26 protein-coding genes are annotated in these 25,885 nt (G+C 58.1%); 17 read left to right on the forward strand and 9 right to left on the reverse strand.

Annotation, left to right across the window (positions count from 1 at the left end; translation table 11 throughout):
- Positions 1 to 4: 4 nt before the first annotated feature.
- The 4 genes from ACRZ94_RS00325 to ACRZ94_RS00340 form a co-directional block, all read right to left on the reverse strand.
- Positions 5 to 562: a hypothetical protein gene (locus ACRZ94_RS00325; RefSeq protein WP_480796411.1), complete on the reverse strand. Its 558-nt coding sequence runs from the start codon at positions 560 to 562 to the stop codon at positions 5 to 7.
- 2 nt (positions 563 to 564) lie between these two features.
- Positions 565 to 1,395 carry an ABC transporter ATP-binding protein gene (locus tag ACRZ94_RS00330; RefSeq protein ID WP_480796412.1) on the reverse strand — a complete coding sequence of 277 codons (831 nt, stop codon included), beginning with the start codon at positions 1,393 to 1,395 and terminating at the stop codon, positions 565 to 567.
- Positions 1,392 to 2,180 carry an ABC transporter ATP-binding protein gene (locus tag ACRZ94_RS00335; RefSeq protein ID WP_480796413.1) on the reverse strand — a complete coding sequence of 263 codons (789 nt, stop codon included), beginning with the start codon at positions 2,178 to 2,180 and terminating at the stop codon, positions 1,392 to 1,394. Before ACRZ94_RS00335 ends, ACRZ94_RS00330 begins: the two co-directional genes overlap by 4 nt.
- Before the next feature lie 127 nt (positions 2,181 to 2,307).
- Entirely contained in the window at positions 2,308 to 3,489 is a 1,182-nt protein-coding gene (locus ACRZ94_RS00340) for an ABC transporter substrate-binding protein (RefSeq protein ID WP_480651291.1), read from the reverse strand.
- Positions 3,490 to 3,651: 162 nt separating this feature from the next.
- Here ACRZ94_RS00340 and ACRZ94_RS00345 point away from each other — a divergent pair, with 162 nt between their 5' ends.
- Complete coding sequence (locus tag ACRZ94_RS00345; protein WP_480651289.1) at positions 3,652 to 4,758, forward strand: PQQ-dependent sugar dehydrogenase; 1,107 nt, start codon at positions 3,652 to 3,654, stop codon at positions 4,756 to 4,758.
- Position 4,759: 1 nt separating this feature from the next.
- Here ACRZ94_RS00345 and ACRZ94_RS00350 read toward each other — a convergent pair whose 3' ends face one another.
- Positions 4,760 to 5,764, reverse strand: a complete 1,005-nt coding sequence (locus ACRZ94_RS00350; RefSeq protein WP_480651287.1) for a GlxA family transcriptional regulator — start codon at positions 5,762 to 5,764, stop codon at positions 4,760 to 4,762.
- A 168-nt stretch (positions 5,765 to 5,932) separates the two neighbouring features.
- On the opposite strand from ACRZ94_RS00350, the gene ACRZ94_RS00355 reads away from it, so the two are divergent.
- Entirely contained in the window at positions 5,933 to 7,303 is a 1,371-nt protein-coding gene (locus ACRZ94_RS00355) for a class II 3-deoxy-7-phosphoheptulonate synthase (protein ID WP_480651285.1), read from the forward strand.
- Positions 7,304 to 7,385: 82 nt separating this feature from the next.
- Here ACRZ94_RS00355 and ACRZ94_RS00360 read toward each other — a convergent pair whose 3' ends face one another.
- Positions 7,386 to 8,006 carry a PAS domain-containing protein gene (locus ACRZ94_RS00360; protein ID WP_480796414.1) on the reverse strand — a complete coding sequence of 207 codons (621 nt, stop codon included), beginning with the start codon at positions 8,004 to 8,006 and terminating at the stop codon, positions 7,386 to 7,388.
- 298 nt (positions 8,007 to 8,304) lie between these two features.
- Between ACRZ94_RS00360 and ACRZ94_RS00365 the strand changes: the two genes are divergently transcribed.
- From ACRZ94_RS00365 to ACRZ94_RS00420, 12 genes are all read left to right on the forward strand, one after another.
- Positions 8,305 to 9,195 (forward strand): YicC/YloC family endoribonuclease, encoded by an 891-nt coding sequence (locus tag ACRZ94_RS00365; protein ID WP_480796415.1) that lies wholly within the window; start codon positions 8,305 to 8,307, stop codon positions 9,193 to 9,195.
- Between the two features lie 17 nt (positions 9,196 to 9,212).
- Entirely contained in the window at positions 9,213 to 9,854 is a 642-nt protein-coding gene (gmk, locus tag ACRZ94_RS00370) for a guanylate kinase (protein WP_480651280.1), read from the forward strand.
- Positions 9,851 to 10,375, forward strand: coding sequence for a gamma carbonic anhydrase family protein (locus ACRZ94_RS00375; protein ID WP_480651278.1), 525 nt, complete (start codon positions 9,851 to 9,853; stop codon positions 10,373 to 10,375). Before gmk ends, ACRZ94_RS00375 begins: the two co-directional genes overlap by 4 nt.
- 18 nt (positions 10,376 to 10,393) lie before the next feature.
- Positions 10,394 to 11,440: a sensor histidine kinase gene (locus ACRZ94_RS00380; protein ID WP_480796416.1), complete on the forward strand. Its 1,047-nt coding sequence runs from the start codon at positions 10,394 to 10,396 to the stop codon at positions 11,438 to 11,440.
- Between the two features lie 205 nt (positions 11,441 to 11,645).
- Positions 11,646 to 12,686 (forward strand): substrate-binding domain-containing protein, encoded by a 1,041-nt coding sequence (locus tag ACRZ94_RS00385; protein WP_480796417.1) that lies wholly within the window; start codon positions 11,646 to 11,648, stop codon positions 12,684 to 12,686.
- 93 nt (positions 12,687 to 12,779) lie between these two features.
- Entirely contained in the window at positions 12,780 to 14,252 is a 1,473-nt protein-coding gene (pstC, locus tag ACRZ94_RS00390; protein ID WP_480651272.1) for a phosphate ABC transporter permease subunit PstC, read from the forward strand.
- A complete protein-coding gene (gene pstA / locus ACRZ94_RS00395) occupies positions 14,249 to 15,580 on the forward strand; it encodes a phosphate ABC transporter permease PstA (protein ID WP_480796418.1) in 1,332 nt (443 codons plus the stop codon). The genes pstC and pstA overlap by 4 nt, the downstream gene beginning before the upstream one ends.
- A 10-nt stretch (positions 15,581 to 15,590) precedes the next feature.
- Positions 15,591 to 16,388, forward strand: a complete 798-nt coding sequence (gene pstB / locus ACRZ94_RS00400) for a phosphate ABC transporter ATP-binding protein PstB (RefSeq protein ID WP_480651268.1) — start codon at positions 15,591 to 15,593, stop codon at positions 16,386 to 16,388.
- A gap of 16 nt (positions 16,389 to 16,404) precedes the next feature.
- Positions 16,405 to 17,115, forward strand: a complete 711-nt coding sequence (gene phoU / locus ACRZ94_RS00405) for a phosphate signaling complex protein PhoU (protein WP_480651266.1) — start codon at positions 16,405 to 16,407, stop codon at positions 17,113 to 17,115.
- A 3-nt stretch (positions 17,116 to 17,118) separates the two neighbouring features.
- A complete protein-coding gene (phoB, locus tag ACRZ94_RS00410; protein WP_480651264.1) occupies positions 17,119 to 17,808 on the forward strand; it encodes a phosphate regulon transcriptional regulator PhoB in 690 nt (229 codons plus the stop codon).
- A gap of 111 nt (positions 17,809 to 17,919) precedes the next feature.
- The gene (locus ACRZ94_RS00415; protein ID WP_480796419.1) at positions 17,920 to 19,149 is read left to right on the forward strand and encodes an acyl-CoA dehydrogenase; all 1,230 of its coding nucleotides are present in this window, start codon (positions 17,920 to 17,922) and stop codon (positions 19,147 to 19,149) included.
- A gap of 120 nt (positions 19,150 to 19,269) precedes the next feature.
- The gene (locus ACRZ94_RS00420; RefSeq protein ID WP_480796420.1) at positions 19,270 to 20,037 is read left to right on the forward strand and encodes an SDR family oxidoreductase; all 768 of its coding nucleotides are present in this window, start codon (positions 19,270 to 19,272) and stop codon (positions 20,035 to 20,037) included.
- A gap of 8 nt (positions 20,038 to 20,045) precedes the next feature.
- Here the strand turns inward: ACRZ94_RS00420 and ACRZ94_RS00425 are convergent, their stop codons facing one another.
- From ACRZ94_RS00425 to ACRZ94_RS00435, 3 genes are all read right to left on the reverse strand, one after another.
- Positions 20,046 to 21,266 (reverse strand): serine hydrolase domain-containing protein, encoded by a 1,221-nt coding sequence (locus ACRZ94_RS00425; RefSeq protein ID WP_480796421.1) that lies wholly within the window; start codon positions 21,264 to 21,266, stop codon positions 20,046 to 20,048.
- Positions 21,267 to 21,331: 65 nt separating this feature from the next.
- Positions 21,332 to 22,354, reverse strand: coding sequence for a phosphotransferase family protein (locus ACRZ94_RS00430; RefSeq protein WP_480796422.1), 1,023 nt, complete (start codon positions 22,352 to 22,354; stop codon positions 21,332 to 21,334).
- 21 nt (positions 22,355 to 22,375) lie between these two features.
- Positions 22,376 to 23,194 (reverse strand): SDR family NAD(P)-dependent oxidoreductase, encoded by an 819-nt coding sequence (locus tag ACRZ94_RS00435; protein ID WP_480651254.1) that lies wholly within the window; start codon positions 23,192 to 23,194, stop codon positions 22,376 to 22,378.
- Positions 23,195 to 23,329: 135 nt separating this feature from the next.
- Here ACRZ94_RS00435 and ACRZ94_RS00440 point away from each other — a divergent pair, with 135 nt between their 5' ends.
- The 3 genes from ACRZ94_RS00440 to ACRZ94_RS00450 all read left to right on the forward strand — a co-directional run bounded on the left by ACRZ94_RS00440 (position 23,330) and on the right by ACRZ94_RS00450 (position 25,638).
- Entirely contained in the window at positions 23,330 to 24,343 is a 1,014-nt protein-coding gene (locus ACRZ94_RS00440; protein WP_480796423.1) for an NADPH:quinone oxidoreductase family protein, read from the forward strand.
- A gap of 93 nt (positions 24,344 to 24,436) precedes the next feature.
- Entirely contained in the window at positions 24,437 to 24,886 is a 450-nt protein-coding gene (gene aroQ, locus ACRZ94_RS00445) for a type II 3-dehydroquinate dehydratase (protein WP_480796424.1), read from the forward strand.
- Entirely contained in the window at positions 24,883 to 25,638 is a 756-nt protein-coding gene (locus tag ACRZ94_RS00450; RefSeq protein ID WP_480796425.1) for an autoinducer binding domain-containing protein, read from the forward strand. Before aroQ ends, ACRZ94_RS00450 begins: the two co-directional genes overlap by 4 nt.
- The last annotated feature ends 247 nt before the right edge of the window (positions 25,639 to 25,885 follow it).

The raw sequence follows: 25,885 nt of genomic DNA on the forward strand, positions 1-25,885 counted from the left end.
TCGATTACCTATTGGTATCACAGAGTAGGTTCTGGGTGGTATATGTGCCGGTCTCACCATGATGAGTTTTGTAGACGGTTATTTCCCAGGGCAAGTCGTCACTTGTGTCCAGATTCGCCCTGCTTTCGTAAATCTCTTCTTCGTCGCCGGTCATGACAAACGCAAACCAACTTATGCCGTAAGGGGAGGACTGTTTCCCAGTCAGCCAATCTTGCAAACTAAAGGTTACTTCGGGCGCGTACTCTAAATCTGCGGCGTACCAAACGGGCAAAGGAAGTTTGCCAGCTTTGGGGTTTATGAAGTCCACCCAAACCGTCTCTTCCTGCCAATCGAGAAAGGAAAGTGAGCCTCTCTCACTCGGGTCGATGCCTCGCAAATCATAAACCAAAAATGTGTAGGTTACGCTGATAACTTCATCGGTTTTTTTACATAGGAATTGGTGGTCACATTTTTCAACAATCGTACATTCCCACTCCATGAACAGGCTTTGCGGTGCCGAATATGCCAAAGCGGCAGAAGTCGAGATCGCGAGAAATAAAGACGTTGCAGCAAGTTTGGCCATCCTCACCCTCCCAAGAAACTCTTACGCACTTCGGGATCGGCCAGCAGTTCCTTGCCCGTGCCGGTATAGGCGTTCCGCCCCTGAACCAGCACATATCCCTTGTCCGCGATCTCTAACGCCTGACGGGCGTTCTGTTCGACCATCAGGATCGGCAACCCGGTGCGTGAAACCTCAATGATGCGGTCGAACAGCTCATCCATCACGATGGGTGAGACACCGGCGGTGGGTTCGTCCAGCATCAGCACCTTGGGCTGGGTCATCAGCGCGCGGCCCACGGCGACCTGCTGGCGTTGACCGCCCGACAGCTCTCCGGCGGCTTGGTTGCGCTTGTCGCGCAGGATGGGGAACAGGTCATAGACCTGCTCCATCGTCCCCGAAATATCATCGCGGCGGATGAAGGCGCCCATCTCAAGATTCTCTTCCACCGTCATCGAGGTGAAGATGTTCGAGGTCTGCGGCACAAATCCCATGCCGCGCATCACACGGTCTTGTGGGCTGAGGTTGGTGATATCCTCACCATCCAGCCGCACCGCGCCCGAGCGCACGTCGAGCATGCCGAACACGGCTTTCATCGCAGTGGACTTGCCTGCGCCATTGGGGCCGACGATCACCGCAATTTCACCCTTGTCCACGGCGATGGTGCAGTCGTGCAGGATGTCGGGGCCCTTGCCATACCCGCCCGTCATCGTGTCACCGATCAGGAAGGGGCCGCCATCAACCTTATGCGTCTCACCGCTTTTGGGATGAGCGGGGGTCATGGTACCGACCCCATGGGTATTGGTGATCGAGGCGTCTTTGTTGCCCTTGTCATCCTGGTAGGGGTTGTCGCTCATGCGCCCGCCTCCAGCTTGTCTTTGTTCTTGAGGCCGGTGCCCAGATAGGCTTCGATCACAAGCTCATTGGCTTTGATTTCGTCCAGATTACCCTCGGCCAGCACCTTGCCTTCGGCCATACAGATGACCGGATCGCAGATCTTGCCGATGAAATCCATGTCATGCTCGATGACCACGAACGTATAGCCGCGTTCCTTGTTCAGGCGCAGGATCGTGTCGGCGATGGTCATCAGCAGGGTACGGTTCACGCCCGCGCCGACCTCATCCAGAAACACGATCTTGGCGTCGACCATCATGGTGCGACCCAGTTCCAGGAGTTTCTTCTGCCCACCCGAGACCTGACCCGCCTTGTGGTCGGCCAGATGTTCGATGGTCAGAAACTCCAGCACCTCATCGGCCTTGGCGCGCAAAGCACGTTCCTCATCCGCGATGCGCTTGCGCCCGAACCAGGTATTCCACAGCGATTCACCCGATTGCGCGCCGGGTACCATCATCAGGTTCTCGCGGCAGGTCATCGAGGAAAACTCATGCGCGATCTGGAACGTGCGCAGCAGGCCCTTGTGAAACAGCTCATGCGGGGGCAGGCCGGTGATATCCTCACCATCCATAAAGACCTTGCCGCTGGTCGGCGGCAGGACACCCGCGATGACATTGAACAGAGTGGTTTTTCCGGCCCCGTTCGGCCCGATCAGACCGGTGATCGAGCCCTTTTGGATTTCCAGCGATGCCCCGTCCACCGCATGAAACCCGCCGAAATGCTTGTGCACGTCTTCGACGACGATCATCTTTTCCCCTAGCCGCCGTTTTCCGGCGTTGTTGCCACTTCCCTGTGCGAATGGTGCGGGCTTTTGTCATTGAAACAGCCCGGACACAAGGCCCGGGCTGCTTGTTTTTATGACTTTTAACGCAGAATCAACGGAAGTTGACGGTTGCGTTTTCGCCGTCGGTCACCTCGATCTCACGATACGAGCCCGCGCTTTCACCGGGGCCGATCAGCTCAACGCCGGACGCACCTACATAGTCGATGTCCTGACCTGCGGCCAGCAGCTCCAGGCCCTTGGCCAGCTCACCGGGATAGATTTTCTCACCCGGGGCGTTGGCGACGTCCATGATTTTCGCGCCGTACTCGGCCGGGTTGGTCGACCCTGCGGCCTGCATCGCCAGCATGAACAGCGCAGCTGCGTCATAGCTTTCCGGCGAATAGGGCGACGAGCCGTCGAACCCTGCGGCTTCGGCCATGGCAAAGTACTTTTCAGCACCTTCACCACCCGAACCGGCAATCTGACCGAACGAGCCGTTCAGGTCGGGGCCAACATTGGCAGGCAGCGAGTCACCGATCATGCCACCGGGCAGACCGAAGGTGTCAAATGCACCGCTGTCCAGTGCCGACTGGATGATGCCCAGACCGCCCTGATCCAAGTAGCCCGCGACAACCAGAATGTCGCCACCGGCCGAGGCCAGCGCGCCCACTTCGGCGGAATAGTCGGCTTTGCCGTCTTCGTGCGCGGCAACGATGGTGACTTCGCCACCCGACGCCTCGAACGAGGACTGGATCGCATCTGCCAGACCCTTGCCGTAGTCGTTGTTGGTATAGGTCAGCGCGATTGAGCTGATGCCACGATCGTTCAGGATGTCGGCCATCACCTGACCTTCGCGCGCATCCGACGGGGCGGTGCGGAAGAACAGGCCGTTGTCTTCCATGGTCGACAGACCGGGTGATGTGGCCGAGGGCGAGATCATCACCATGCCGTTCGGGATCGCAACGTTCTGCAGGATTGCACCGGTCACGCCCGAGCAGTCTCCGCCGATGATACCAGCGACGCCATCGGCGATCATGCGTTCCCCGTTCGAGGTGGCCAGACCGTTGTCGATACAACCGGTATCGGCGCGGCTGCCGGTGACGGTTGCGCCGTCCAGCAGTTTGCCGGATTCGGTGACTTCGGCCATGGCCATTTCAGCGCCCGAACCCATCGCAGGGGCCAGCGATTCAATCGGGCCGGTGAAACCGAACAGAACGCCCAGTTTTACATCGTCGGCCATTGCGGTGCCCGCCAGCAGGGCGGTTGCTGCAGTTGCGGTAAGCAGCTTTTTCATGTGGTTACTCCCAAGTTGGAACGTCTTCGTTCTGAGCACGACCCTAGGCAAGCTGTTCGGAAAAGAAAAGTCCTCACACAAATGTGTTGTTGCCAGCTAGGCTCTGCATTGGTTTGCTGGCATGGTTGCTGTGTGGGCAGTCATGCGATGCTGGAGGGAATGATGTTCAAAGGTAGCCTGATTCTGGTTCTGTCGCTGGCGGCTGGTTTGGCGAGCGCCGAAACGATGCAAACCTCGGCCGGGCCGATAGAGGTCAAACCCATGGTTCAGGACCTTGATGCCCCCTGGGCTATCGGCATCCTGCCCGAGGAAGGGTTCCTTGTGACCGAGCGCGACGGCAATCTTCTTCATGTCAAAGATGGGCAGACAAACCGCGTGAAAGGCGTGCCCCGGGTGGCCGCAGATGGGCAGGGCGGGTTATTGGACGTGACCATTGCCCGCGATTTCCCGGAAACGCGCGAGATTTTCCTGACCTTCTCGAAACGGCAGTTCCGCAAGGCGGGTACCGCGCTGGCCGTGGCGCGGTTATCCGAAGACGGCACCCATCTGACCCGGGTGCGGGTGGTTTTCGAAGCTGTCCCGGGCGGACGTACCGGCAAGCATTTCGGATCGCGCGTGGTTGAGGCGCGGGATGGCACGCTGTTCGTCACAATCGGGGATCGTGGCGACCGGCCGGCGGCGCAGGACACATCGAACCACATCGGTTCAATCATCCGCGTTAACCGCAACGGCACCGTGCCTGACGACAATCCGTTTGTGAATGATGACGACGTGCGGTCGGAAATCTGGTCCTATGGCCACCGCAACCCGCAGGGCGCGGGTCTGGACGCCGAGGGTAATCTTTGGACGTCGGAACATGGGGCGCGTGGCGGGGATGAGGTCAATCTGATCCTACCGGGGCGGAACTATGGGTGGCCGGTGATCTCTTATGGTGTGCATTATTCGGGCGAAAAGATCGGCGAAGGAACATCAAAACCCGGATTGGAGCAGCCGCAGCACTATTGGGACCCGTCCATCGCGCCGTCTGGCCTGATGGTCTATTCGGGCAAGCTGTGGCCGGAATGGGAGGGCAACATTTTTGTCGGCTCGCTCAAGTTCGACTATATCGCGCGCCTGACCGGTGATCCGCTATCCGAGGTTGAGCAAATCAAAGGGCCGGAAACGATCCGGGTCCGCGATATTGTCGAGGCCCCGGACGGCGCGATCTGGTTTATTTCCGTGGGAGAAGGGGCCGTTTACCGCATGAGCCCCGAAGGCGATCCGTCGTAACTCAGCCCGAAAGACGCTCACCCTGTGCGCCGCGCTCGCGGTAGGGTGTGGTGTTGTAATGCGCCCGGTAGCATTTTGAGAAATGGCTGGGGGATGCAAAGCCGCAGGCCAGCGCCACATTAATCACGCTCATATCCGTTTGCATCAGCAGGTTGCGGGCCTTGTGCAGGCGCAATTCCATGTAATAGCGCTTGGGCGAACGGCTGAGATAGCGGCGGAACAGCCGCTCAAGCTGCCGGGTCGACATGCCCACGTCCTTGGCCAGAATCGAAGGCGAGATCGGCTCTTCGATGTTCTTCTCCATCATCAGGATCACCTGGCTTAGCTTGGGGTGCCGGACGCCGATGCGGGTTGGCGTAGACAGGCGCTGCGTGTCCTGGTCGGTTCGGATCGAAGAATAGATCATCTGATCTGCCACGGCATTGGCCAGATCCTCGCCATAGTCATCGGCGATGATCTTCAACATCAGATCGATGGAGGATGTACCGCCCGCCGTGGTCATCCGGTTGCCGTCAATTAGGAAGACCGATTTGGTCAGTTCGACCTCGTCGAATTCTTCGACAAAACTGTCCGAGTTCTCCCAGTGGATCGTGGCGCGCTTGCCGTCCAGCAGACCGGCTTTGGCCAAAGTATAGGCTGCAGTGCACAACCCGCCGATGCGCAAGCCCCGGCGCGCCTCGCGGCGGACCCAATTCAGCACCCGTTTGGTGGTTGCGGTCTGAACATCCACGCCGCCGCAGATCAGAACGACGTCATCGCGTTGCAGATCGACCAGATCCGAATCCAGATGAAACGATGTACCGGCCGAGCATTGCACCACCTCGCCGCCATCCCCCATCAGGGTCCACGTGTAAAGCTCTCTGTCCGCCATGCGGTTGGCAATGCGCAAGCTGTCCAGCGCTGATGCAAAAGACAGCAGCGAGAACTTGTCCAGCAGGACAAATACAAAGTTCTTTGGGTGGGATTTCTTGTCTTCCACCGTGACAACTTGGCGTTGCTCTTGCATGGCGAGGGGTCCTTGATTCGGCGCATGGTCGGTTTAACCCTGCGGCAGATTTGGCAGCCACCATGATCAAAGCTTGTTTACGACGTCAAGGGGCGCAAAAGGGATATGGTCACTCTTCATTGCATTTTGTATAGAGACGACCTGAACACTTCAGCGGAGATCAAAGCTATGACCGAATGGCAAAAAACGAACTGGCGCAACAAGCCCCGGGTTCAGATGCCAGACTATACCGACGCGGCCGCTCTGGCCAAGGTCGAGGGCCAGCTTTCACAGTATCCGCCGCTGGTCTTTGCCGGTGAGGCGCGCCGGCTCAAGCAGCTGTTGGGGGCCGCCGGTCGCGGCGAAGCCTTCCTGCTGCAGGGCGGCGATTGTGCAGAAAGCTTTGAGCAATTCAGCGCGGATGCGATCCGTGACACGTTCAAGGTGATGCTGCAGATGGCGATGGTTCTGACCTATGGCGCCAAGGTGCCGGTGGTCAAAGTGGGCCGTATGGCCGGACAATTCGCCAAACCGCGCAGCGCGCCGACCGAGGTGGTGGATGGCGTTGAGTTGCCCAGCTACCGCGGTGACATCATCAACGAACTGGCCTTCACGCCCGAAGCGCGCATTCCGAACCCCGGCAAGATGCTGCAGGCCTACACGCAGGCGGCTGCCACGCTGAACCTGCTGCGCGCCTTCTCAACCGGTGGTTTCGCCGATATGAGCATGGTGCATTCGTGGACCCTTGGGTTCACAGATGATCAGGACGTGCAGAAATATTCGGAGATCGCTGATCGCATTCAGGATTCCATTGATTTCATGGATGCCGCCGGGATCAACGCCGACACCACGCATGAATTCTCGACCGTAGAATTCTACACCAGCCACGAAGGGCTGCTGCTGGAATACGAAGAGGCGCTGACCCGTCTTGATTCGACCTCGGGCAACTGGCTGGCCGGGTCGGGCCACATGATTTGGATCGGTGACCGCACCCGTCAGCCGGACGGTGCACATGTGGAGTTCTGCCGTGGCGTTCTGAACCCGATCGGTCTGAAATGCGGTCCGACGACCACAGCCGAAGACCTCAAGGTTCTGATGGCCAAGCTGAACCCCGAAAACGAAGAGGGTCGCCTGACCCTGATCGCGCGCTTCGGCGCGGGCAAAGCGGGCGAGCATCTGCCGCGTCTGGTCAAGGCCGTCAAGGAAGAGGGGGCCAAGGTCACCTGGGTCTGCGACCCGATGCATGGCAACACGATCAAATCGGCCACGGGTTACAAGACCCGTCCGTTCGATTCGGTCCTGCGCGAGGTGCGCGACTTCTTTGGTGTGCATCAGGCCGAGGGCACGATCCCCGGTGGTGTGCATTTCGAGATGACCGGCCTGGACGTGACCGAATGCACCGGTGGCGTGCGGGCGGTGACCGAAGAGGATCTCTCGGACCGGTACCACACCGCATGTGACCCGCGCCTGAACGCGTCGCAATCGCTTGAGCTGGCCTTCCTGGTGGCAGAGGAGCTGACCAACCTGCGCCGGGACCGCAGCAAACGCGCTGCAAGCTAAGGGCAATTGCGAACGAAAAAGAAAAGGCGGGCCAGTTCGGTCCGCCTTTTTCTTTCTGAGCGCATTGAATGAACGTCAGGCTTTAATCGTCACGCGACGCCACAAGCCGCAGATGCGCGCCGCGCTGCTTGAAATTTTCCTGATCCTCGGCAAACCCGGCCAGTTTACGCTCGGGCTGTGGCTGCGGGGCCTGAATGTCCGACACGGCGCGGACGCGGGTCTTTGGCACGGTAAACCGGCGAGGGGTCGCCCCGATTGCGCCATCGCTGACCAAAACACCCAACACGCGGCTGACATCGCCAAGGTCGCTTTTCAACGGCAACAGGATCATGCGGGCCTGCATGCGGGTGCGGCCCAAGCGGCCGGTCGACACCATCTCAAGATCGGCGATGGCGGGTTGGGCAAAGACCTGCTCCAGCGTGTCAGTCACCTCCTGCCGGGCGGATGCTTCGAAAAAGGCGGTCAGGGGCATGCCGCGCACCTCCATCCCAGCCAATGTGTTCAGATGGCTTCCGGCCAGACGAAACCGCGCAAGACCGGGCGCGATCCGTTCAAGGATGAACGTATATTCAAGAATATTCTCAAGCCCGCGCGGATCGATCTGCGACCGCATGGGAACAATGTCACCGCTTAACAGCGCAGTCCAATACGCTTCGACCTGTCGGATGGGCGAAAGGCTGCGCCCGCTGTCAAAACGATCCATTGCGACGATCTTTCCAAAACTTGACCCGGAGCCGTTTCCAAAAAAGGCTTTCATCTCATCACCCTAGTGCCGATTGACCGTCATTTTCATAAAATGCCATCTAACGGGGCCGGGTTTGTCCGACCAGTCGCTGGCTTTGGCCAGATTGACACGGGTTATGTCTATTTTGGAGGAAATCTTTAACGAATGGTTAACTTCTGGCGATAGGCGCAAACTCAGCAATCTCTTGCTCTGCCCCCGGCGATGGCATTAGGTGCGGGGCGCAAGCAGAAAAAAGGCAAGGACGGAAAGGGCAGGCATGATCAGATCCATGACTGGTTTCGCCTCGGGCAAGGGGGCCTTTGGCCCGCATAGCTGGACGTGGGAACTGCGCAGTGTAAACGGCAAGGGCCTGGATATGCGCCTGCGCGTGCCCGATTGGCTGACCGGGCTTGAGGCGGCGCTGCGGGCGCAGACCTCAAAAGCCCTAAGCCGCGGCAACGTCACCCTGTCGTTAAAGCTCAGCCGAGACGAATCCACACCCGAATTGGCCCTGAACGAAGACGCCATGTCCGCCGCCCTGACGGCCCTTGCGCGCACGCAAGAGATGGCCGCAGCCGCAGGCGTTACGTTGGCCCCGTCATCCGCGGCCGAACTGATCGCGATCAAGGGCATGCTTGAGGTTGGCAGTGACGTGGACGATCCCGCGCCGCTGGTCGCGCAACTGTCCAAAGAATTCGGCGCGCTGTTACAGGCGTTTGTCGACATGCGTCAGACCGAGGGTGCCGCGCTGGCGGATATTCTGGACGGGCAATTGTCGCAAGTCTCGGACCTGACCGAACAGGCCGCTAAGCTGGCAGAGCTGCGCAAGGATAAAACCGCCGAGGCGCTGCGGGACAATCTGGCGCGTGTGATGGACAACGCGCAAGGCGTAGACCCGGACCGCGTTGCGCAGGAACTGGCCCTGATCGCGGTCAAGGCGGACATCACCGAAGAGATCGACCGCCTCAAGGCCCATGTGGTGGCCGCCCGCGATCTGCTGTCGCAGGACGGTGCCGTGGGGCGCAAGCTGGACTTTCTGATGCAGGAATTCAATCGCGAGGCAAACACGCTGTGCTCCAAAGCCCAAAGTGCTGATCTGACCTCGGTAGGGCTTGAGTTGAAGGCCGTAATAGACCAGATGCGCGAGCAAGTGCAGAACGTAGAATGACAATGGGAACCACTGACATGGCAGATCGCCGCGGGCTACTTATCATCCTGTCCTCGCCGTCGGGCGCGGGGAAATCCACCTTGGCCCGCCGATTGATGGCCTGGGATGAAGGGCTGGAGTTTTCGATCTCGGCCACCACCCGCGCGCCACGTCCGGGTGAGGAGCACGGGCGCGAATACTATTTCCTGTCCGAAGATGAGTTCAAACAGCAGGTGGCCGACGGGCAGATGTTGGAACATGCGCACGTGTTCGGAAATTTCTACGGCTCGCCCGCCGGGCCGGTGCGCGAGTCGATCAATGCGGGCCGGGATGTGCTGTTTGACGTCGATTGGCAGGGTGAGGTGCAGATCAGAAACTCGGATCTGGGCAAGCACGCACTGTCGATTTTCATCCTGCCGCCCTCGATCCCCGAACTGCGCCGCCGTCTGGAAACCCGCGGGCAGGACAGCGAAGACGTGATCGCCAAACGGATGCTGAAAAGCTGGGATGAGATCAGCCACTGGGGCTATTACGATTACGTGCTGGTCAATGACGATCTGGACAGCACCGAAGACAAGCTGAAAACCATCGTAGCCGCTGAACGCATGCGCCGCATCCAGCAGCCGCGCCTGCAAAATCACGTGCGTAACTTGCAAAATGAGTTTGAGGGCCTGTCATGACCATCTACGCCTTGGGCGCGCGTGCGCCGCAGATACATGAAGACACCTGGGTCGCGCCGGATGCCAACCTGATCGGCAAGGTGGTTTTGGAGCAGGGGGCCTCGGTCTGGTTTGGCTGCACGATCCGCGCCGATCACGAAGAGATTCGAGTGGGCGAAGGCAGCAACGTACAGGAAGATTGCGTCATGCATATCGACGCCGGATTCCCGCTGAGCATCGGCAAGAACTGCACAATTGGGCATAAGGTCATGCTGCATGGCTGCACGATTGGGGAAAATACTCTGATCGGCATGGGCGCTATCGTTCTGAACGGTGCCAGGATCGGGAAAAACTGTCTGATCGGGGCAGGGGCCCTGATTACCGAAGGCAAAGAGATTCCCGACAATTCACTGGTCATGGGCACACCCGGCAAGGTCGTGCGCCAGTTGGATGAGGCCGCCGCACAGAAAATCACGCTCAGCGCGTTGCATTATCAGCAGAACATGCGGCGGTTCCGCGATGAGATGAAGCCTGTGGTCTAAATCGGAAAGATCAGAACGATGTCAGACGACCTGCTGGCCGAATTTGTCGCGGCTATTCCTATGCCTGCGCTGATGGTGGATCAGACCGAGCGGATCATTGCCGCCAATACCGACGCGAAGACCCTGTTGTCGCAAAACATCACGGGTCGCCATTTTGCGACGATTCTGCGGCAGCCGCAGGTGATCGAAGCGATTGAACAGGGCCTGCGCACCAAAAACACAGCAAAGACACGGCACCTGTCCAATGACGGCGCCCAAGACACCACGTTCGAGGTTGAATGCCGGTACATGAACGGCGTAGGTGCCGTATCCGGCGGTGCGTTGATGGTGGTCTTTCAGGACATTACCCATGTTGAGCAAGCCAGCCAGATGCGCCGCGATTTCGTCGCCAACGTCAGCCATGAATTGCGCACCCCTCTGACCGCGTTGATGGGGTTTATCGAAACCCTGCGCGGCCCGGCCCGCGATGATCCGGCCGCCCGCGAGCGGTTTTTGCAGATCATGACGGATGAAGCCAACCGCATGAATCGGCTGGTGGGCGATCTGTTGTCCCTGAACCGCGTCGAAAGCGAAGAGCGGGTGCGCCCCAAGGAACAGCTGGAGTTGAAGGGTCTGTTGCAATCCACCCTGAACTCTCTGCGCCCGCTGGCGGATGACGCTCGGGTGCATCTGAACATGCGTGCGCCGGATGAAGCCGTTTCCCTGACTGGGGATGATGATCAGCTGCGCCAGGTTTTCACCAACCTGATCGAGAACGGCATCAAATATGGTGGCAGCGGCGGCAGTGTAGAAGTCTGCGTTGGTACGTCAGACCGCGATTCTGCGCTGCGCGGTCCGGCGGTCCGGGTGCAGGTGATCGACAAGGGGCCGGGAATCGATTCCGTTCATCTGCCCCGTCTGACCGAGCGATTCTATCGCGCGGACAGCCACAGATCGCGGCAACTGGGGGGCACGGGTCTTGGGCTGGCCATCGTCAAACACATCATCAACCGCCATCGCGGGCGGCTGCGGGTGGAAAGTGACCTTGGCAAAGGCACGACATTCACTGTCATACTGCCCCGATAAACCAGTAAAATTCACCTGATCCGGGTAAAGTTCCGTTTACCTATGTGAATGCTGCATGTCTGGTTTGTTGTGGATAACGCAGATTTCCCGTCAACTGTCATAAAGCTGTTACAAACCTGTCACAAAAGGCTTACGCGCGGTCCTTAGAGGTGCCCGCAAGATCATCATGGGGATGATCATAGTTCTATTTCTCAAGGAGACTGAGATGTCCTTTGTTAAACTGTCGGCTTCTGCGCTGGCGATTGCTGCCGTATCGGCAACCACTGCTGCTGCGCGTGACAACGTACAGGTCGCCGGTTCGTCGACCGTTCTGCCGTATGCCTCGATCGTTGCCGAACTGTTCGGTGAGAACACCGATTTCCCGACACCGGTTGTCGAATCTGGCGGCTCGTCGGCAGGCCTGAAGCGTTTCTGTGAGGGCGTTGGCGAAAACACCATCGACGTTGCAAACGCATCGCGCGCCATCCGTGAAAAAGAGATCAAAGCCTGTGCCGAAAACGGCGTGACCGACATCATGGAAGTCCGCATCGGTTACGATGGCATCGTATTCGCAAGCCAACAGTCCGGCCCGTCCTTCACCGCGTTTGAACCCGCCGACATCTACAACGCCATCGGCTCGAAAGTCATGAAAGACGGTGCGCTGGTCGACAACAGCTTTAACAGCTGGGCCGAGTTCAACGCCGATCTGCCGGATGTTGAAATCGCGATGTTCATCCCTGGCACCAAGCACGGCACCCGTGAAGTCTTTGAAGACAAAGTTCTGCTGGAAGGCTGCGAAGCCACTGGCGCCATGGAAGCCATGATCGCAGGCGGCATGAGCGAAGATGACGCCGAAGACGCATGCCTGGACGTGCGCACCGACGGCAAGTCGGTCGACATCGATGGTGACTACACCGAGACCCTGGCCCGTATCGACACCAACCCCAACGGCATCGGCGTGTTCGGTTTGGCTTTCTATGAAAACAACACCGACAAGCTGAAAGTGGCCACCATGGGCGGTATCGCACCGTCGACCGAGACCATCGCGTCGGGTGAGTACCCTGTGTCGCGCCCGCTGTTCTTCTACGTCAAGAAAGCGCATATCGGCGTGATCCCCGGCCTGAAAGAATACGCTCAGTTCTTCACTGCTGACGAAATCGCAGGTGGTTCGGGCCCGCTGGCCAACTATGGCCTGGTTGCCGACCCTGAGCTGGCAAAGACTCAGGATGCGATTGCAAACGAAGTGACCATGGGTTCGGGTAGCTAATCCCGCCTTTGGCTTGAATGACCGGGGGCGGCAGCTTATGCCGCCCCCAACTGTGTTTTCCGAAATACCCAGCCAAGACCTAACGGGGGTGTCATGCCGATACTATGGCTCTTTCTGATCGTGCTTGCGATCGCCGCAGTCGGTTATGTTTTAGGACGCGCACGCGCCCTGCAAAGCGCCGGCGGAGACAGCAGGAACCTGCACTCGCTGCCAACCTATTATGGTGCAAATGTTGCCCTCAAAGCGATTGTGCCTGCCTTTGGTCTGCTGATCATCTGGCTTCTGGCGCAGCCGCTTTATGTTTCCTCTCAGGTCTCGGACATGATCCCCGAGACGGCCGTCAAAGAAGGATCGTCCCTAAGCCTTGTCATGGCCGAAGTGCGCCGAACCGCAGACGGGCTGGACAACGCGGTCGCCGCCGGGCTGATTTCTGAAGATCAGGCCCGCAACGCGCGCGCGGATGTAACCGATATGACCCAGCGGTTGAAAGATGCCGGGCAAGTGGTGACGTCCGAGATCACTCAGCCGGTACTGCGGGCCGCACAAAGCTACCGCGTTATGAACTCCACCGGCTACGGGATCATGACGGGGGCCGTCATTCTGGTCGCTCTGTTCGGGGCCGCAATCAGCTGGTTCCAAACACAGTCTGAATACCGCGCGCGCAATGTGGTCGAGCAGGGCGTCCGCGTCCTTTTGCTTGCAGCCGCATCTATTGCCATCCTGACAACAATCGGAATTGTACTGTCGCTGGTTTTCAACACGTGGGAGTTCTTCAAACTCTACCCCGCGTCCGAGTTCTTCTTTGGTACAACCTGGGCGCCCAGCTTCTCGGGTCGCGGTGGTGCCTCGGATCTGGGGATCATCCCGCTGCTGTGGGGCACGTTCTACATCTCGCTGGTGGCTCTGCTGGTTGCCGTGCCCATCGGTCTGTTTGCCGCGATCTACCTCAGTGAATACGCGTCGTCTCGTGTGCGCTCTGTTGCCAAGCCGCTGCTCGAGGTTCTGGCCGGGATCCCAACCATTGTCTACGGTCTGTTTGCATTGCTGACAGTCGGCCCGCTTTTGCTGGATGTATTCGGTGACAACGGGCTGGGCTGGATGAAGGCCGGTACGGCCGTGATGACTGCCGGTCTTGTGATGGGCATAATGCTGATCCCATTTGTGTCCTCCTTGTCCGATGACATTATCAACGCGGTACCGCAAGCGATGCGTGACGGGTCCTACGGGTTGGGTGCGACACAGTCCGAAACCATCCGTCAGGTGGTTCTGCCCGCAGCCTTGCCCGGGATCGTCGGCGCGATCCTGCTGGCGGCGTCGCGCGCCATCGGTGAAACCATGATCGTGGTCTTGGGGGCAGGGGCCGCTGCCCGCCTGAGCCTCAATCCCTTTGAGGCGATGACAACTGTCACCGCCAAAATCGTCAGCCAATTGACCGGCGACGCGGATTTCGCCTCGCCAGAGGCCCTTGTCGCCTTTGCACTTGGCATGACCCTTTTCATCCTCACGCTGGGGCTAAACGTGTTTGCCCTTTACATCGTGCGTAAGTATCGGGAGCAGTACGAATGACCGACGCAAGCATGGACAGCCCTCAGCCAAGTCGCCATGCGACCTCGTTGATGGACACGGACGCGCGCACAAAAAAGCGTGCGAATGCAGAAAAACGGTTTCGCGCCTATGGCATCGTTGCGATTGCGACAGGGCTTTTCTTTCTGATCGTTCTGTTCGCGTCGATCCTGTCGCAAGGCTTACCAGCCTTCCAGCGCACCGTGGTCAGTGTCGAATTCACCCTGTCACCCGCACAGCGGGATGAGGCGGAAAGCACCCTGTTCAAGACCAAAGCCTATTCCGACCTCTTCATCGGTGCGCTGAACGATCAACTGAACGAAAGCGGCGTCACCGTCGATTTCGATCAGGATGCGATCGAGCGTCTTTTGGGTAAAGTTGGTGGCACGATCCGTACCTTTTACGCCGACAACCCCGATAAACTGGGCGAACCGGTACAGTTCGATCTGGCGGCCTCAAGCCGGGTTGACGGCTACTTCAAAGGCCGTGTTTCGCGTGACACCCTGCAAGACAGCCGCTTTCTGCAGCTAAGCGATCTGGATCTGGTGGATGCGCTGGAAGAGGCGGGTATCATCAAACAGGCGTTCAATTGGCCCTTTATTACCGGTGCGGATTCCGGCGTTGATAACCCCGGAGGCGCTGGTATCGGTGCCTCGGTTGTGGGCTCGTTCTTCATGATGCTGGTGGTATTGGGGCTGTCACTGCCCATTGGTGTCGCCGCGTCGATCTATCTTGAGGAATTTGCACCGCAGAACCGGTTTACGGACCTGATCGAGGTCAACATTTCCAACCTGGCCGCTGTTCCGTCGATTGTGTTCGGTATTCTGGGTTTGGCAGTATTCATCCAGTTCATGCACTTGCCGCAATCCGCGCCCTTGGTCGGTGGTCTGGTGCTGACCCTGATGACACTGCCGACAATCATTATCTCAACCCGTGCCTCGCTAAAGGCTGTGCCGCCATCCATCCGCGATGCAGCGCTGGGGGTAGGGGCTTCGAAAATGCAGGCGGTGTTCCACCACGTTCTACCGCTGGCCGCGCCCGGTATCCTGACCGGCACCATCATTGGTCTGGCGCAAGCGCTTGGAGAAACCGCGCCGCTGCTGCTGATCGGTATGGTGGGCTTTGTGGCCCGCGGTTATCCCGATGGCTTCATGGCGGGCTTTACCGAGCCGAACTCGGCCATGCCTGCGCAAATCTATACCTGGGCCGCCCGCGCCGATGTGGGTTTCTATGAGAAAGCCTGGGGCGGCATTATCATCCTTTTGATGTTCCTGCTGACCATGAATATCATCGCAATCATCCTGCGCCGCCGCTTTGAACGCCGCTGGTAGGAGGCTTATTATGAACGACATGACACGAGTGGAGAGAGCCGTGGACTCCAAAGACATCAAGATCGCCGCGAACAAGGTTCAGGTCTATTACGGCGACAACCACGCCATCAAGGATGTGGATGTTCAGATCGAAGACAAGACCGTGACCGCCTTTATCGGCCCGTCGGGCTGCGGCAAATCCACGTTCCTGCGCTGTCTGAACCGGATGAACGACACGATCGACATCTGTCGGGTCGAGGGCGATATCCTGCTGGACGGTGAGGATATCTATGACAAGCGCGTCGATCCGGTGCAGTTGCGTGCCAAGGTGGGCATGGTGTTCCAAAAGCCGAATCCGTTCCCCAAGTCGATCTATGACAACGTGGCCTATGGTCCGCGCATCCATGGCCTTGCCAAGAACAAGGCGGAACTGGATGAGATCGTTGAGAAATCCCTGCGTCGCGGCGCGATCTGGGATGAGGTCAAGGATCGTCTGGACGCCCCCGGCACTGGCCTGTCCGGCGGTCAGCAGCAGCGCCTGTGCATCGCCCGCGCTGTGGCGACCGAGCCCGAAGTTCTGCTTATGGACGAGCCATGTTCAGCGCTGGATCCAATTGCAACCGCGCAGGTCGAGGAACTGATTGACGATTTGCGTTCGCGCTATTCGGTGGTGATCGTGACCCACTCGATGCAACAGGCCGCGCGGGTCAGCCAAAAGACAGCATTCTTCCACCTCGGCAACCTTGTCGAGTTCGGTGAGACGGGGCAGATATTTACCAACCCCGAAGATCCCCGCACCGAAAGCTACATCACCGGCCGGATCGGCTGAGGACAGGTACTGAATCATGAGCGAACAACATATTGCATCTGCCTTTGACCGCGACCTCGAAGCGATCCAGGCCCATATCATGAAAATGGGCGGGCTGGTCGAAGCCGCCATCATGAGCGCCGCGCGCTCGCTGGAATCCCGTGATGAAGAGCTGGCCCAGCAGGTGCGTCAGGGCGATAAAGCCATCGATGCGTTGGAAGAGCTGATCGACGAAGAAACGGCGCGTCTGATTGCGCTGCGTGCTCCGACCGCCAGCGATTTACGTCTGGTTCTGTCGGTGCTGAAAGTTGCGGGCAACCTTGAACGCATTGGCGACTATGCCAAAAACATCGCCAAACGGACCACGGTTCTGGTCAATGCAGGCGAGATCAACGGCAGCGCTGCTGCCTTGCGTCGCATGGCGCGCGAGGTTGAGGTGATGCTGCGCGACGCACTGGACGCCTATATTCAGCGCGATGCCGAACTGGCCACAGACGTCATCAATCGTGACGAAGAAGTGGACCAGATGTATAACGGCCTGTTCCGCGAATTCCTGACCTTCATGGCCGAAGATCCGCGCAATATCTCGTCGTGCATGCATCTGCATTTCATCGCCAAGAATATTGAGCGTATGGGCGATCACGTGACCGCAATCGCCGAGCAGGTCGTCTATCTGGTGACGGGCGAACGCCCGGCCGAGGCGCGCCCCAAGGCCGATATCACATCGCACACCCCGCAGGAGGTCTAAGTCATGTCAGCTGATCAGCCTACAGTTCTGGTCGTTGAAGACGAACCGGCGCAGCGCGAAGTGCTGGCTTATAACCTTGAGGCCGAAGGGTTTCGCGTGTCCAAGGCTGCCAGTGGTGATGAGGCCATGCTGCTGGTCGACGAGGAACATCCCGATATCATCGTTCTGGATTGGATGATGCCCAACCTCAGCGGGATTGAGGTCTGCCGCCGCCTGAAATCGCGCCCTGACACGCGGTCGATCCCGATCATCATGCTGTCGGCCCGCACTGAAGAGGTAGACAAGGTGCGCGGCTTGGAAACAGGTGCGGATGACTATGTGGTCAAACCCTATTCAGTGGTTGAGCTGATGGCGCGGGTCCGTACCCAGCTGCGCCGCGTGCGTCCCGCAACCGTTGGAATACGTCTGGAATTCGGCGACATTGTTCTGGATTCCGAGACGCACAAAGTCAGCCGGGACAGCAAGCTGCTGAAGCTTGGCCCGACCGAGTTCCGCCTGCTGAGCACCTTCATGGAAAAACCGGGCCGGGTCTGGAGCCGCGAGCAGCTGCTTGATCGGGTCTGGGGCCGCGATATCTATGTCGATACGCGTACCGTTGACGTTCATATCGGACGTCTGCGCAAGGCGCTGACGCAACATGGCGGCGATGATCCGGTTCGAACAGTCCGTGGCGCAGGTTACGCGCTGGGGTAAATCCGGGGCAGGGGGTATGAGTTTTGCTCATAGAAAGATGCGAAACTCTTTCTGTCCTTTATGGATAAGCCGCGCTAGTTTGCGACCAAGCTGACTGAGCGGAGAGAAACCATGAACGCCCCTGACACAAAGCCTGCATTGCGTGCCAAAGACGCGCCCGACATGGGCCAATTCGCATGGGATGACCCGTTCCGTCTGTCCGATCAGTTGACAGAAGATGAACGCATGATTGCAGCCAGCGCGCAGGCTTATGCGCAGGAAAAACTGCAACCGCGTGTGACCGACGCTTTCCAGAACGAAGAAACCGATCCTGAAATCTTTCGTGAGATGGGTGAAATGGGTCTGCTGGGCACGACGATCCCAGAAGAATACGGTGGTCTTGGGGCAGGGTATGTCTCATACGGTCTCGTCGCGCGTGAGGTTGAGCGTGTCGATTCCGGTTACCGCTCGATGATGTCGGTTCAAAGCTCGCTGGTCATGTACCCGATCTATGCCTATGGCAGCGAAGAACAACGCCGCAAATACCTGCCGAAACTGGCCAGCGGTGAATGGATCGGGTGTTTCGGCCTGACCGAAGCGGATGCCGGATCGGACCCCGCAGGCATGAAAACCCGTGCCGAGAAGATCGACGGCGGCTATCGCCTGACCGGCAGCAAGATGTGGATTTCAAACTCGCCCATCGCTGATGTATTTGTGGTTTGGGCCAAGTCTGACGCACATGATGGTAAAATTCGCGGCTTTGTGCTGGAAAAGGGCCTCAAGGGTCTGAGCGCTCCGAAAATTCAGAACAAGATGAGCCTGCGGGCCTCCATCACCGGTGAGATTGTTCTGGACGGTGTTGAGGTCGACGACAGCGCGTTGTTGCCGCATGTGCAGGGCCTTAAAGGTCCGTTCGGCTGCCTGAACCGAGCGCGCTATGGCATCAGCTGGGGCGTTATGGGTGCCGCCGAAAGTTGCTGGCACGCCGCGCGTCAATACGGTCTGGACAGAAAGCAATTCAATCGGCCACTGGCGCAGACACAACTGTTCCAGTGCAAACTGGCAGATATGCAGACCGAAATCGCCTTGGCGCTGCAAGGCAGCCTGCGTGTGGGGCGTTTGATGGACGAAGCCGAAGCCGCGCCCGAGATGATCTCGATCGTCAAGCGCAACAATTGCGGCAAGGCGCTGGACATCGCGCGTATGTCGCGTGACATGCACGGCGGCAACGGGATTTCTTTGGAGTTTCAGGTCATTCGCCACATGGTCAACCTTGAGACGGTGAACACCTATGAAGGCACCCATGACGTGCACGCGCTGATCCTGGGACGCGCGCAAACAGGATTGCAGGCCTTCTACTAGAATAATTTATACTTCGCGTAATGATGATTATGTTAAATAAAAGGTAACATCAGGTCATCATTGCGCCACTCTGAATTCTGGTTACCGTTTGGAGGCCAATCAGATGTTCGGAGACTTGATATGGAGATCAGTGGAAAAACTGTGGTCGTCACCGGCGCCGCGCGCGGCATTGGGCGCGGATTGGCCGAACGGTTTGCGCGTGACGGTGCAACAGTTGTCTGTTCGGACATTAATGCCGAAGGCGTTCAAAACGTAGCCCGTGAGATTGGCGGCCACCCGATCATCTGTGATGTGTCCAATGAAGATGACATTAAGTCTTTGATCACCAACGTCGAAGACACGGTTGGTCCAATTGACCTGTTCTGCGCCAATGCCGGAGTTTTGACGCTTGGTGGCTGTGACGCGCTGGACGAAGACTGGAACCGCACGTGGCAGATCAACGTAATGTCTCACGTCTGGACCGCACGTCATCTGGTGCCACGCATGGTCGCGCGTGGTTCGGGCTATGTTATGATCACGGCCTCAGCCGCGGGTTTGCTGAACCAACCGGGCGCAGCACCATATGCCGTGTCCAAGCATGCCGCCGTAGGATTTGCCGAGTGGTTGTCGCTGACTTATGGCCATAAGGGTTTGCGTGTTTCGGTCCTTTGCCCTCAGGCGGTTCGCACGGATATGACGCGCGGACATGAGCAATCCGTTGCCGCAATCGATGGCATGTTAGAGCCGGAACATGTCGCAGATGCGTGTATCGACGCCATTCGTGCCGAGGAATTTCTGATACTACCGCATCCCCAGGTGCGCGATTATATGCAATTAAAAACAACTGACTATGATCGGTGGCTGGGCGGAATGCGCAAGCTTAATCAACGGCTTGAGGAAGGTCCCTGACCTGGAATTCAATCGATCAACGCGCCACGCACCAGTCCTTTCAACTCGGCGCGTGACGGGTACGAGCTGGACGGTGACAACTGTGTCAGGAACACCGCTGTCAGGTCGTTTACCGGATCAACCCAAAAGAAGGTGGAGGCCATACCACCCCAGCTGAAGTCCCCGACAGAGCCCGGCACACGCGTTCTGCCCGGGTCGACAACGACTGCGCCGCCCAATCCGAAGCCTGTACCTTCCATAGGTTGCTCGGCAAAACTCTGCGGACCCATAGATGCAATATCGCCCGGTAAGTGGTTGATAAGCATGTAATCTACGGTCTTTGATCCCAGAATTCTCTGACCGTTCCCCTGCCCATGCGCCCTGATCATTTCGGCAAAACGAGAATAGTCATCGATCGTGCCGACCAAACCGCCACCGCCGGAAAAGGTCGTGGTGCGCTCGAACGGCGATGACCTGGCCTGATCAACAAGGCGTAGTGTTTCTCCGCCGGTTTTCGCCGCATTCAGGGCCATCGCGTCACCGGCCAAGGGCGTGTAGAGTGAGGCGAACCGATCCCCTGCCCCCTCGGGCACCCGGAACCCGGTTTCACGCATGTTGAGCGGCCCAAGAATTTCGTTGGCAAAGAACTGGTCCAGGGACATGCCTGAAACAACCTCAATCACGCGGCCCAGCACATCTGTGGCCACCGAATATTCCCACCGCGTGCCGGGTTGAAACGCCAGCGGCAGATGGGCCACGTCAGCAACGCGGTCCGCCAATTGCCCCTGATCCGGTTTAAAGATCAGATCCTGAGCGTCCATTGCCTGCGGAAGCAGACCCGGATTGAACGGATAGCTTAACCCACTTGTATGCGTAAGCAGTTGATGCAGTGTCGGGCTGAGGGCATCCTCGGTCTGATCCAATCGCGTGGCACCGGGTATCAGGGCCTGCATATCGCTGAATTCTGGTATGAATTCTGACAGTTGCGCGTCGAGGTGAAACAACCCGCGTTCCACCAAAATCATCAGAGCAACACTCGTTACAGGTTTGGTCATGGAATAAAGACGGACGAGCGTGTCGCGCTGAAACGGCAGATTACTTTCCACATCCCGCTGACCACAGGCGTGAAAAAAGACCTCATCACCCTTGTGCTTTACCAAAAGCGAACTGCCCGCGTATTTCCGATCATCCACGTATCGCTGCATCCAATCGGTGATGTTAGCCCGGCGTTTGGGGTCGAGTTGCGTCATCGGTTACGTGCCCTGTGGATCTTTGTGGTGATCTTGGGGGCTTAAGCGGCGAAAAGACAGGAAAATCATGTCTCCAGCGCCGTCAGGCCGTGTTTGGCAAAGATCGGCACATATGCGCCAAACGCGGCGGCGCGTTTCGGGTCCGAGGCGTTTCCGTCCTGCGCCCGTTTGAAAACGCCCTGCAAAATCGCGGCCATACGAAAGAAATTGAAGGCAAGGTAGAAGCCGAAATTGTCTATCCCGTCCAACCCGCGACGGGCGCAATATTGGTCGATAAACGCCTGATCGGACGGCAATCCCAGCTGTGCGCGGTCAATCCCCGCCAATCCACGCCCCTGGTCCCCCGGTGGCAATCGCCACTGCATGATAACGGCGGCGAGGTCTGCGTAAGGGTGACCGATTGTCGACAACTCCCAATCCAGCACGCCGATACATTTTGTACCGTTTTCTTCAAACATCAGGTTGTCGATACGGTAATCCCCATGCACCAGAGTTCTCTGGTTATCGTCCGCAGGTATGGCCGTTTCCAGCGCCTTCATCAGCGCATTCATATCAGCAATATCAGAGGTTTCCGAGGCGCGGTATTGCTTGATCCAGCGCCCGATCTGGCGTTCGAAATAGTTTCCGGGTGGGCCGTAATCGGACAGGCCCACCGCATCGATATCGACCTGATGTAGTTCGGCCAGAACCCGGTTCATTTCGTCCAGTATGGCACTGCGTGTTTTATTGGTTTCACCCTCAAGAGTCGGGTCCATGAAAATGCGACCCTGTAGATGCTCCATCACATAAAACTCAGACCCGATGACAGATGTGCCCTCGCACAGCAGATGCATTTGGGGGACTGGCACGGCGCTGTCAGCCAAGGCAGACTGCACGCGAAATTCACGGTCAACGGCGTGGGCAGATTTCAACAATGCGCCGGGTGGCTTGCGGCGCAAGACATACGACTTTTCAGGCGTTTGCAGCAGAAAGGTCGGGTTGGATTGGCCCACCGTAAACTTGGTCGCCGTCAGGGGCCCTCGGTAGCCGCTCAGATGCTGGCTGAGATAGCTGTCAACCGCCGGGACATCCAGTTGCGTGCTGTTCATACCGCCTCTCCGTCTTATGGGTTAAAGCGCTTCGGCAAAGATGTTTCCGGCGGTCACAACGTTAATCCCGCCCGAAACCGGGATCACCGCGCCGGTGACATAGCTGCCACCGCGACCGCACAGGAACAACATACAGCCTGCAATATCCTCTTCACGCCCCACGCGCCCCAGAGGAACCGATTTCCCAACCCTTTCGCGTGTGTTTTCATCGGCGGTCGCAAAGGCGGTCATGCGCGATACGAAAGGTCCGGGTGCCAGCGCATTCACGGTGACGTGGTGCGGTGAGAACTCCTTGGCCATGATCTTGGTCAGGTGCAAAACAGCAGCTTTCGACGCCGAATAGCTATAGGCGCCGTCGCCCATGGGAACCTCTCCCATGACCGAACCGACATTGACGACGCGCGATGGGTCATCGGCCGAACCTGATTTGATCAACATAGGCAAGAGCCTCTGGGTCAGTTCAAACAACCCGGCCACATTGACCGACATAACCTTATCCCACGCCTCAAAGGGGAACTGACCCATGGGCGCACCCCAGCTAACGCCTGCATTGTTCATCAGGATATCAAGGATTTCCGTGCGGGCTTTAACCTTGGACACCAAGTCTTGAACACCCTCTTGCGTGGCCACGTCGCCGCCAAACCCTTCGGCCTGTCCGGGTGCGTCCAGAGCGTTCAATTCGGCGGCCACAGCCTCACAGGCCTCAGCTTTGCGCGACGCGATCAGGACGCGTGCCCCGGCACGTACCAATGCCTCGGCCGCCATTCGGCCAATGCCTGTGGCCCCGCCGGTCACCAAAGCGGTTTTTCCCTGCAATGAGAATAGCGTATCGGGGGTCATGGGCGTCTCCTGCTTGTTTTCGTTGACCAGAACGGGCCCGTGAACCACGCGTCAAGTGACCGGGTGATTTCTTGACAAGACCAGTTGCTGCGCCAAAGCTCCTCTTGATGGAATAACAAGTGTAAAAGGGCTGATATGCAAGCTTTACTCAGCGTCGCGCCGGGCGGACCGGACAGTCTGGAACCGACCTCTCTGCCCGATCCTGTACCTGATCGCGGGCAGGTTCTGGTGGGAATCCGGGCGGCGGGCGTCAACTATCCAGACACGCTGATCATCGAAGATCGCTATCAGATCAAACCACCCCGCCCCTTTGCACCCGGCGGTGAAATTGCCGGAGAAGTTCTGGCTCTGGGGGAAGGCGTCAGCGGGCTTGAGGTCGGAGATCGTGTTTTGGCCCTGACGGGACACGGCGGTTTTGCCACCCATATCGCGATACCGGCTGCGACAGCTGTCAAATTTCCAGAGACAATGCCGTTTGAGGACGCGGCTTGTTTCATTTTCACCTACGGCACGTCTTATCATGCCTTGAAAGATCGCGCCGCCTTGCAATCCGGTGAAACCTTGCTGGTGCTTGGGGCGGCGGGTGGAGTTGGATCAGCGGCGATTGAGCTGGGCAAAGCCATCGGCGCGCGGGTGATTGCGGCGGTTTCCTCAAAGGACAAGGCAGATTTCTGCAAGGAACTTGGGGCGGATGAAACCATTGTCTATTCCCATGACATGACAAAAGATCAGCAAAAGAAATTCTCGCAGGATATCAAAGCTCTGGCCGGTCCAACGGGTGTGGATGTCGTTTATGACGCGGTTGGCGGGGATTACGCCGAGCCTGCGCTGCGCAGCATGGCTTGGAAAGGGCGTTACCTTGTGGTCGGCTTTCCGGCTGGCATTCCAAAGATCCCTTTGAATCTGCCCCTGCTCAAAGGGTGTGAAATCGTTGGTGTGTTCTGGGGCGCGTCGGTGTTTCGTGATCCCGATGGGCATGCGCAAAACGTAAAGGATTTGTTCCGTCTATACGCCGAAGGGCGGATCAGGCCGAGAATCAGCGCACGTTTCCCCCTACAAGACGCATCCGGCGCCTTGCGCCACATGGCAGGTCGCGCAGCGCTTGGGAAAACTGTTGTGACTATGCCTCAGGATGAGTCCACGGAATGACCCGGTGCGCACCTCATCGCCTATTGCGCCGGTTCGCAGGTGGACATTGAAGCTAACTCATGCATATGAACATGTGATGGGATCGATGGACCAATGCACAAAGCTCTGATTTTAAACGGACCAAACCTAAATCTTCTGGGAACCCGCCAGCCCGAGGTCTATGGCAGCACCACGCTGGCGATGGTCGAAGATTTATGCGTAACCTATGGGGCCAAAGCTGGGTTCGAAATCACGTGCTTTCAATCTAACCACGAAGGCGCGCTGATCGATGCAATCCATGCGGCAAAAGGTCAGCAGGACGGTATCGTCCTGAACGCCGGGGCCTATACCCACACATCCATCGCCCTGATGGACGCGATTGCGTCGGTCGAACTGCCGGTTGTCGAGGTGCACCTGTCCAATATCCATGCGCGGGAAAGTTTCCGACACGTCTCGTACATCTCAAAGGTCGCGATCGGCCAGATTTGTGGCTTTGGCGCGCAGGGGTATGTTCTGGCCCTTGATGCTCTCGCCGCACATCTTAAGCGCGGGGCTTCTGCATGAAGCTGGCCGAGTATCTGCATTTCCTGAGCTATACCAAAACCTTGGAAGAGCTTTGGGATGCGCATTGCCGTCAGATGGCAAGCTATGGTTTTGACCGTCTCATTTACGGGTACACGCAATATCGAACCGAGACCTCTCTGGGCGACCCCGAGGATTTTGTGATCCTCACCAACCACGAGAAACGCTACTTGGACGGTTTTCTGCGGGATGGCATGTATTTTCACGCCCCCATGCTCAAATGGGCGCTGCAAAACGAAGGCGCCGCCAGCTGGAGCATCGCGCAGGATATGGTCGCCAACGGCAAGTTGACCAAGCAGGAACTTGACGTGTTGGAGTTCAACCGCTCGCAAGGTGTGACCTTCGGCTACACGATCAGCTTTACGTCGGTCTCCATGCGGTCAAAGGGGGCGATTTCCCTGTCGGCTGGCCATGCCAAAAGCCAGGACGAGGTGGAGGCCACGTGGGCCAAGCATGGCGACGAAATCCTGCTGATGAACAACGTTGCGCATCTCAAGATTCTCACCCTGCCCTACAACGCGCCGAACCGGGCCCTGACCAAGCGCCAGCGTGAAGCACTGCAATGGGTCGGAGACGGCAAAACAACGCAGGACATCGCCCTTTTGATGGGGCTGACGGCGGCAACGGTCGAAAAGCACCTGCGCCTCGCGCGTGAGGCGCTGTCAGTCGAAACCACGGCCCAGGCCGTTTTGAAAGCTGCCCTGCAGAATCAGATGTTCGTTATGGAAGCGTAATGACTAAAAATTGACGCCAAATTGCGTCAATTTACCTAGGGTAAGGAAATCATGACTTTCCGAATCCGAGGCCCGGTTGCAAAGTGATATTGTTCCGTGAGTGGTGGCTTTAGCCAGGGAACATTTGATCGGATCTTTGCAATTCCAAAGCTCTCCGGTCGCTCTGATATCAGGGCGTCTATTCGTCCACGTCTCTGTGTCGGAATTTTTGGGGGGCCTCGACCATCCCCATCATGCGGGGCCCCTC

Source organism: Ruegeria sp. CH10 (assembly GCF_056537125.1).

Coding starts and splice junctions, on each gene's coding strand:
- ACRZ94_RS00325 (WP_480796411.1), bottom strand. CDS start 562: ATGGCCAAACTTGCTGCAACGTCTTTATTTCTCGCGATCTCGACTTCT.
- ACRZ94_RS00330 (WP_480796412.1), bottom strand. CDS start 1,395: ATGAGCGACAACCCCTACCAGGATGACAAGGGCAACAAAGACGCCTCG.
- ACRZ94_RS00335 (WP_480796413.1), bottom strand. CDS start 2,180: ATGATCGTCGTCGAAGACGTGCACAAGCATTTCGGCGGGTTTCATGCG.
- ACRZ94_RS00340 (WP_480651291.1), bottom strand. CDS start 3,489: ATGAAAAAGCTGCTTACCGCAACTGCAGCAACCGCCCTGCTGGCGGGC.
- ACRZ94_RS00345 (WP_480651289.1), top strand. CDS start 3,652: ATGTTCAAAGGTAGCCTGATTCTGGTTCTGTCGCTGGCGGCTGGTTTG.
- ACRZ94_RS00350 (WP_480651287.1), bottom strand. CDS start 5,764: ATGCAAGAGCAACGCCAAGTTGTCACGGTGGAAGACAAGAAATCCCAC.
- ACRZ94_RS00355 (WP_480651285.1), top strand. CDS start 5,933: ATGACCGAATGGCAAAAAACGAACTGGCGCAACAAGCCCCGGGTTCAG.
- ACRZ94_RS00360 (WP_480796414.1), bottom strand. CDS start 8,006: ATGGATCGTTTTGACAGCGGGCGCAGCCTTTCGCCCATCCGACAGGTC.
- ACRZ94_RS00365 (WP_480796415.1), top strand. CDS start 8,305: ATGATCAGATCCATGACTGGTTTCGCCTCGGGCAAGGGGGCCTTTGGC.
- gmk (WP_480651280.1), top strand. CDS start 9,213: ATGGCAGATCGCCGCGGGCTACTTATCATCCTGTCCTCGCCGTCGGGC.
- ACRZ94_RS00375 (WP_480651278.1), top strand. CDS start 9,851: ATGACCATCTACGCCTTGGGCGCGCGTGCGCCGCAGATACATGAAGAC.
- ACRZ94_RS00380 (WP_480796416.1), top strand. CDS start 10,394: ATGTCAGACGACCTGCTGGCCGAATTTGTCGCGGCTATTCCTATGCCT.
- ACRZ94_RS00385 (WP_480796417.1), top strand. CDS start 11,646: ATGTCCTTTGTTAAACTGTCGGCTTCTGCGCTGGCGATTGCTGCCGTA.
- pstC (WP_480651272.1), top strand. CDS start 12,780: ATGCCGATACTATGGCTCTTTCTGATCGTGCTTGCGATCGCCGCAGTC.
- pstA (WP_480796418.1), top strand. CDS start 14,249: ATGACCGACGCAAGCATGGACAGCCCTCAGCCAAGTCGCCATGCGACC.
- pstB (WP_480651268.1), top strand. CDS start 15,591: ATGAACGACATGACACGAGTGGAGAGAGCCGTGGACTCCAAAGACATC.
- phoU (WP_480651266.1), top strand. CDS start 16,405: ATGAGCGAACAACATATTGCATCTGCCTTTGACCGCGACCTCGAAGCG.
- phoB (WP_480651264.1), top strand. CDS start 17,119: ATGTCAGCTGATCAGCCTACAGTTCTGGTCGTTGAAGACGAACCGGCG.
- ACRZ94_RS00415 (WP_480796419.1), top strand. CDS start 17,920: ATGAACGCCCCTGACACAAAGCCTGCATTGCGTGCCAAAGACGCGCCC.
- ACRZ94_RS00420 (WP_480796420.1), top strand. CDS start 19,270: ATGGAGATCAGTGGAAAAACTGTGGTCGTCACCGGCGCCGCGCGCGGC.
- ACRZ94_RS00425 (WP_480796421.1), bottom strand. CDS start 21,266: ATGACGCAACTCGACCCCAAACGCCGGGCTAACATCACCGATTGGATG.
- ACRZ94_RS00430 (WP_480796422.1), bottom strand. CDS start 22,354: ATGAACAGCACGCAACTGGATGTCCCGGCGGTTGACAGCTATCTCAGC.
- ACRZ94_RS00435 (WP_480651254.1), bottom strand. CDS start 23,194: ATGACCCCCGATACGCTATTCTCATTGCAGGGAAAAACCGCTTTGGTG.
- ACRZ94_RS00440 (WP_480796423.1), top strand. CDS start 23,330: ATGCAAGCTTTACTCAGCGTCGCGCCGGGCGGACCGGACAGTCTGGAA.
- aroQ (WP_480796424.1), top strand. CDS start 24,437: ATGCACAAAGCTCTGATTTTAAACGGACCAAACCTAAATCTTCTGGGA.
- ACRZ94_RS00450 (WP_480796425.1), top strand. CDS start 24,883: ATGAAGCTGGCCGAGTATCTGCATTTCCTGAGCTATACCAAAACCTTG.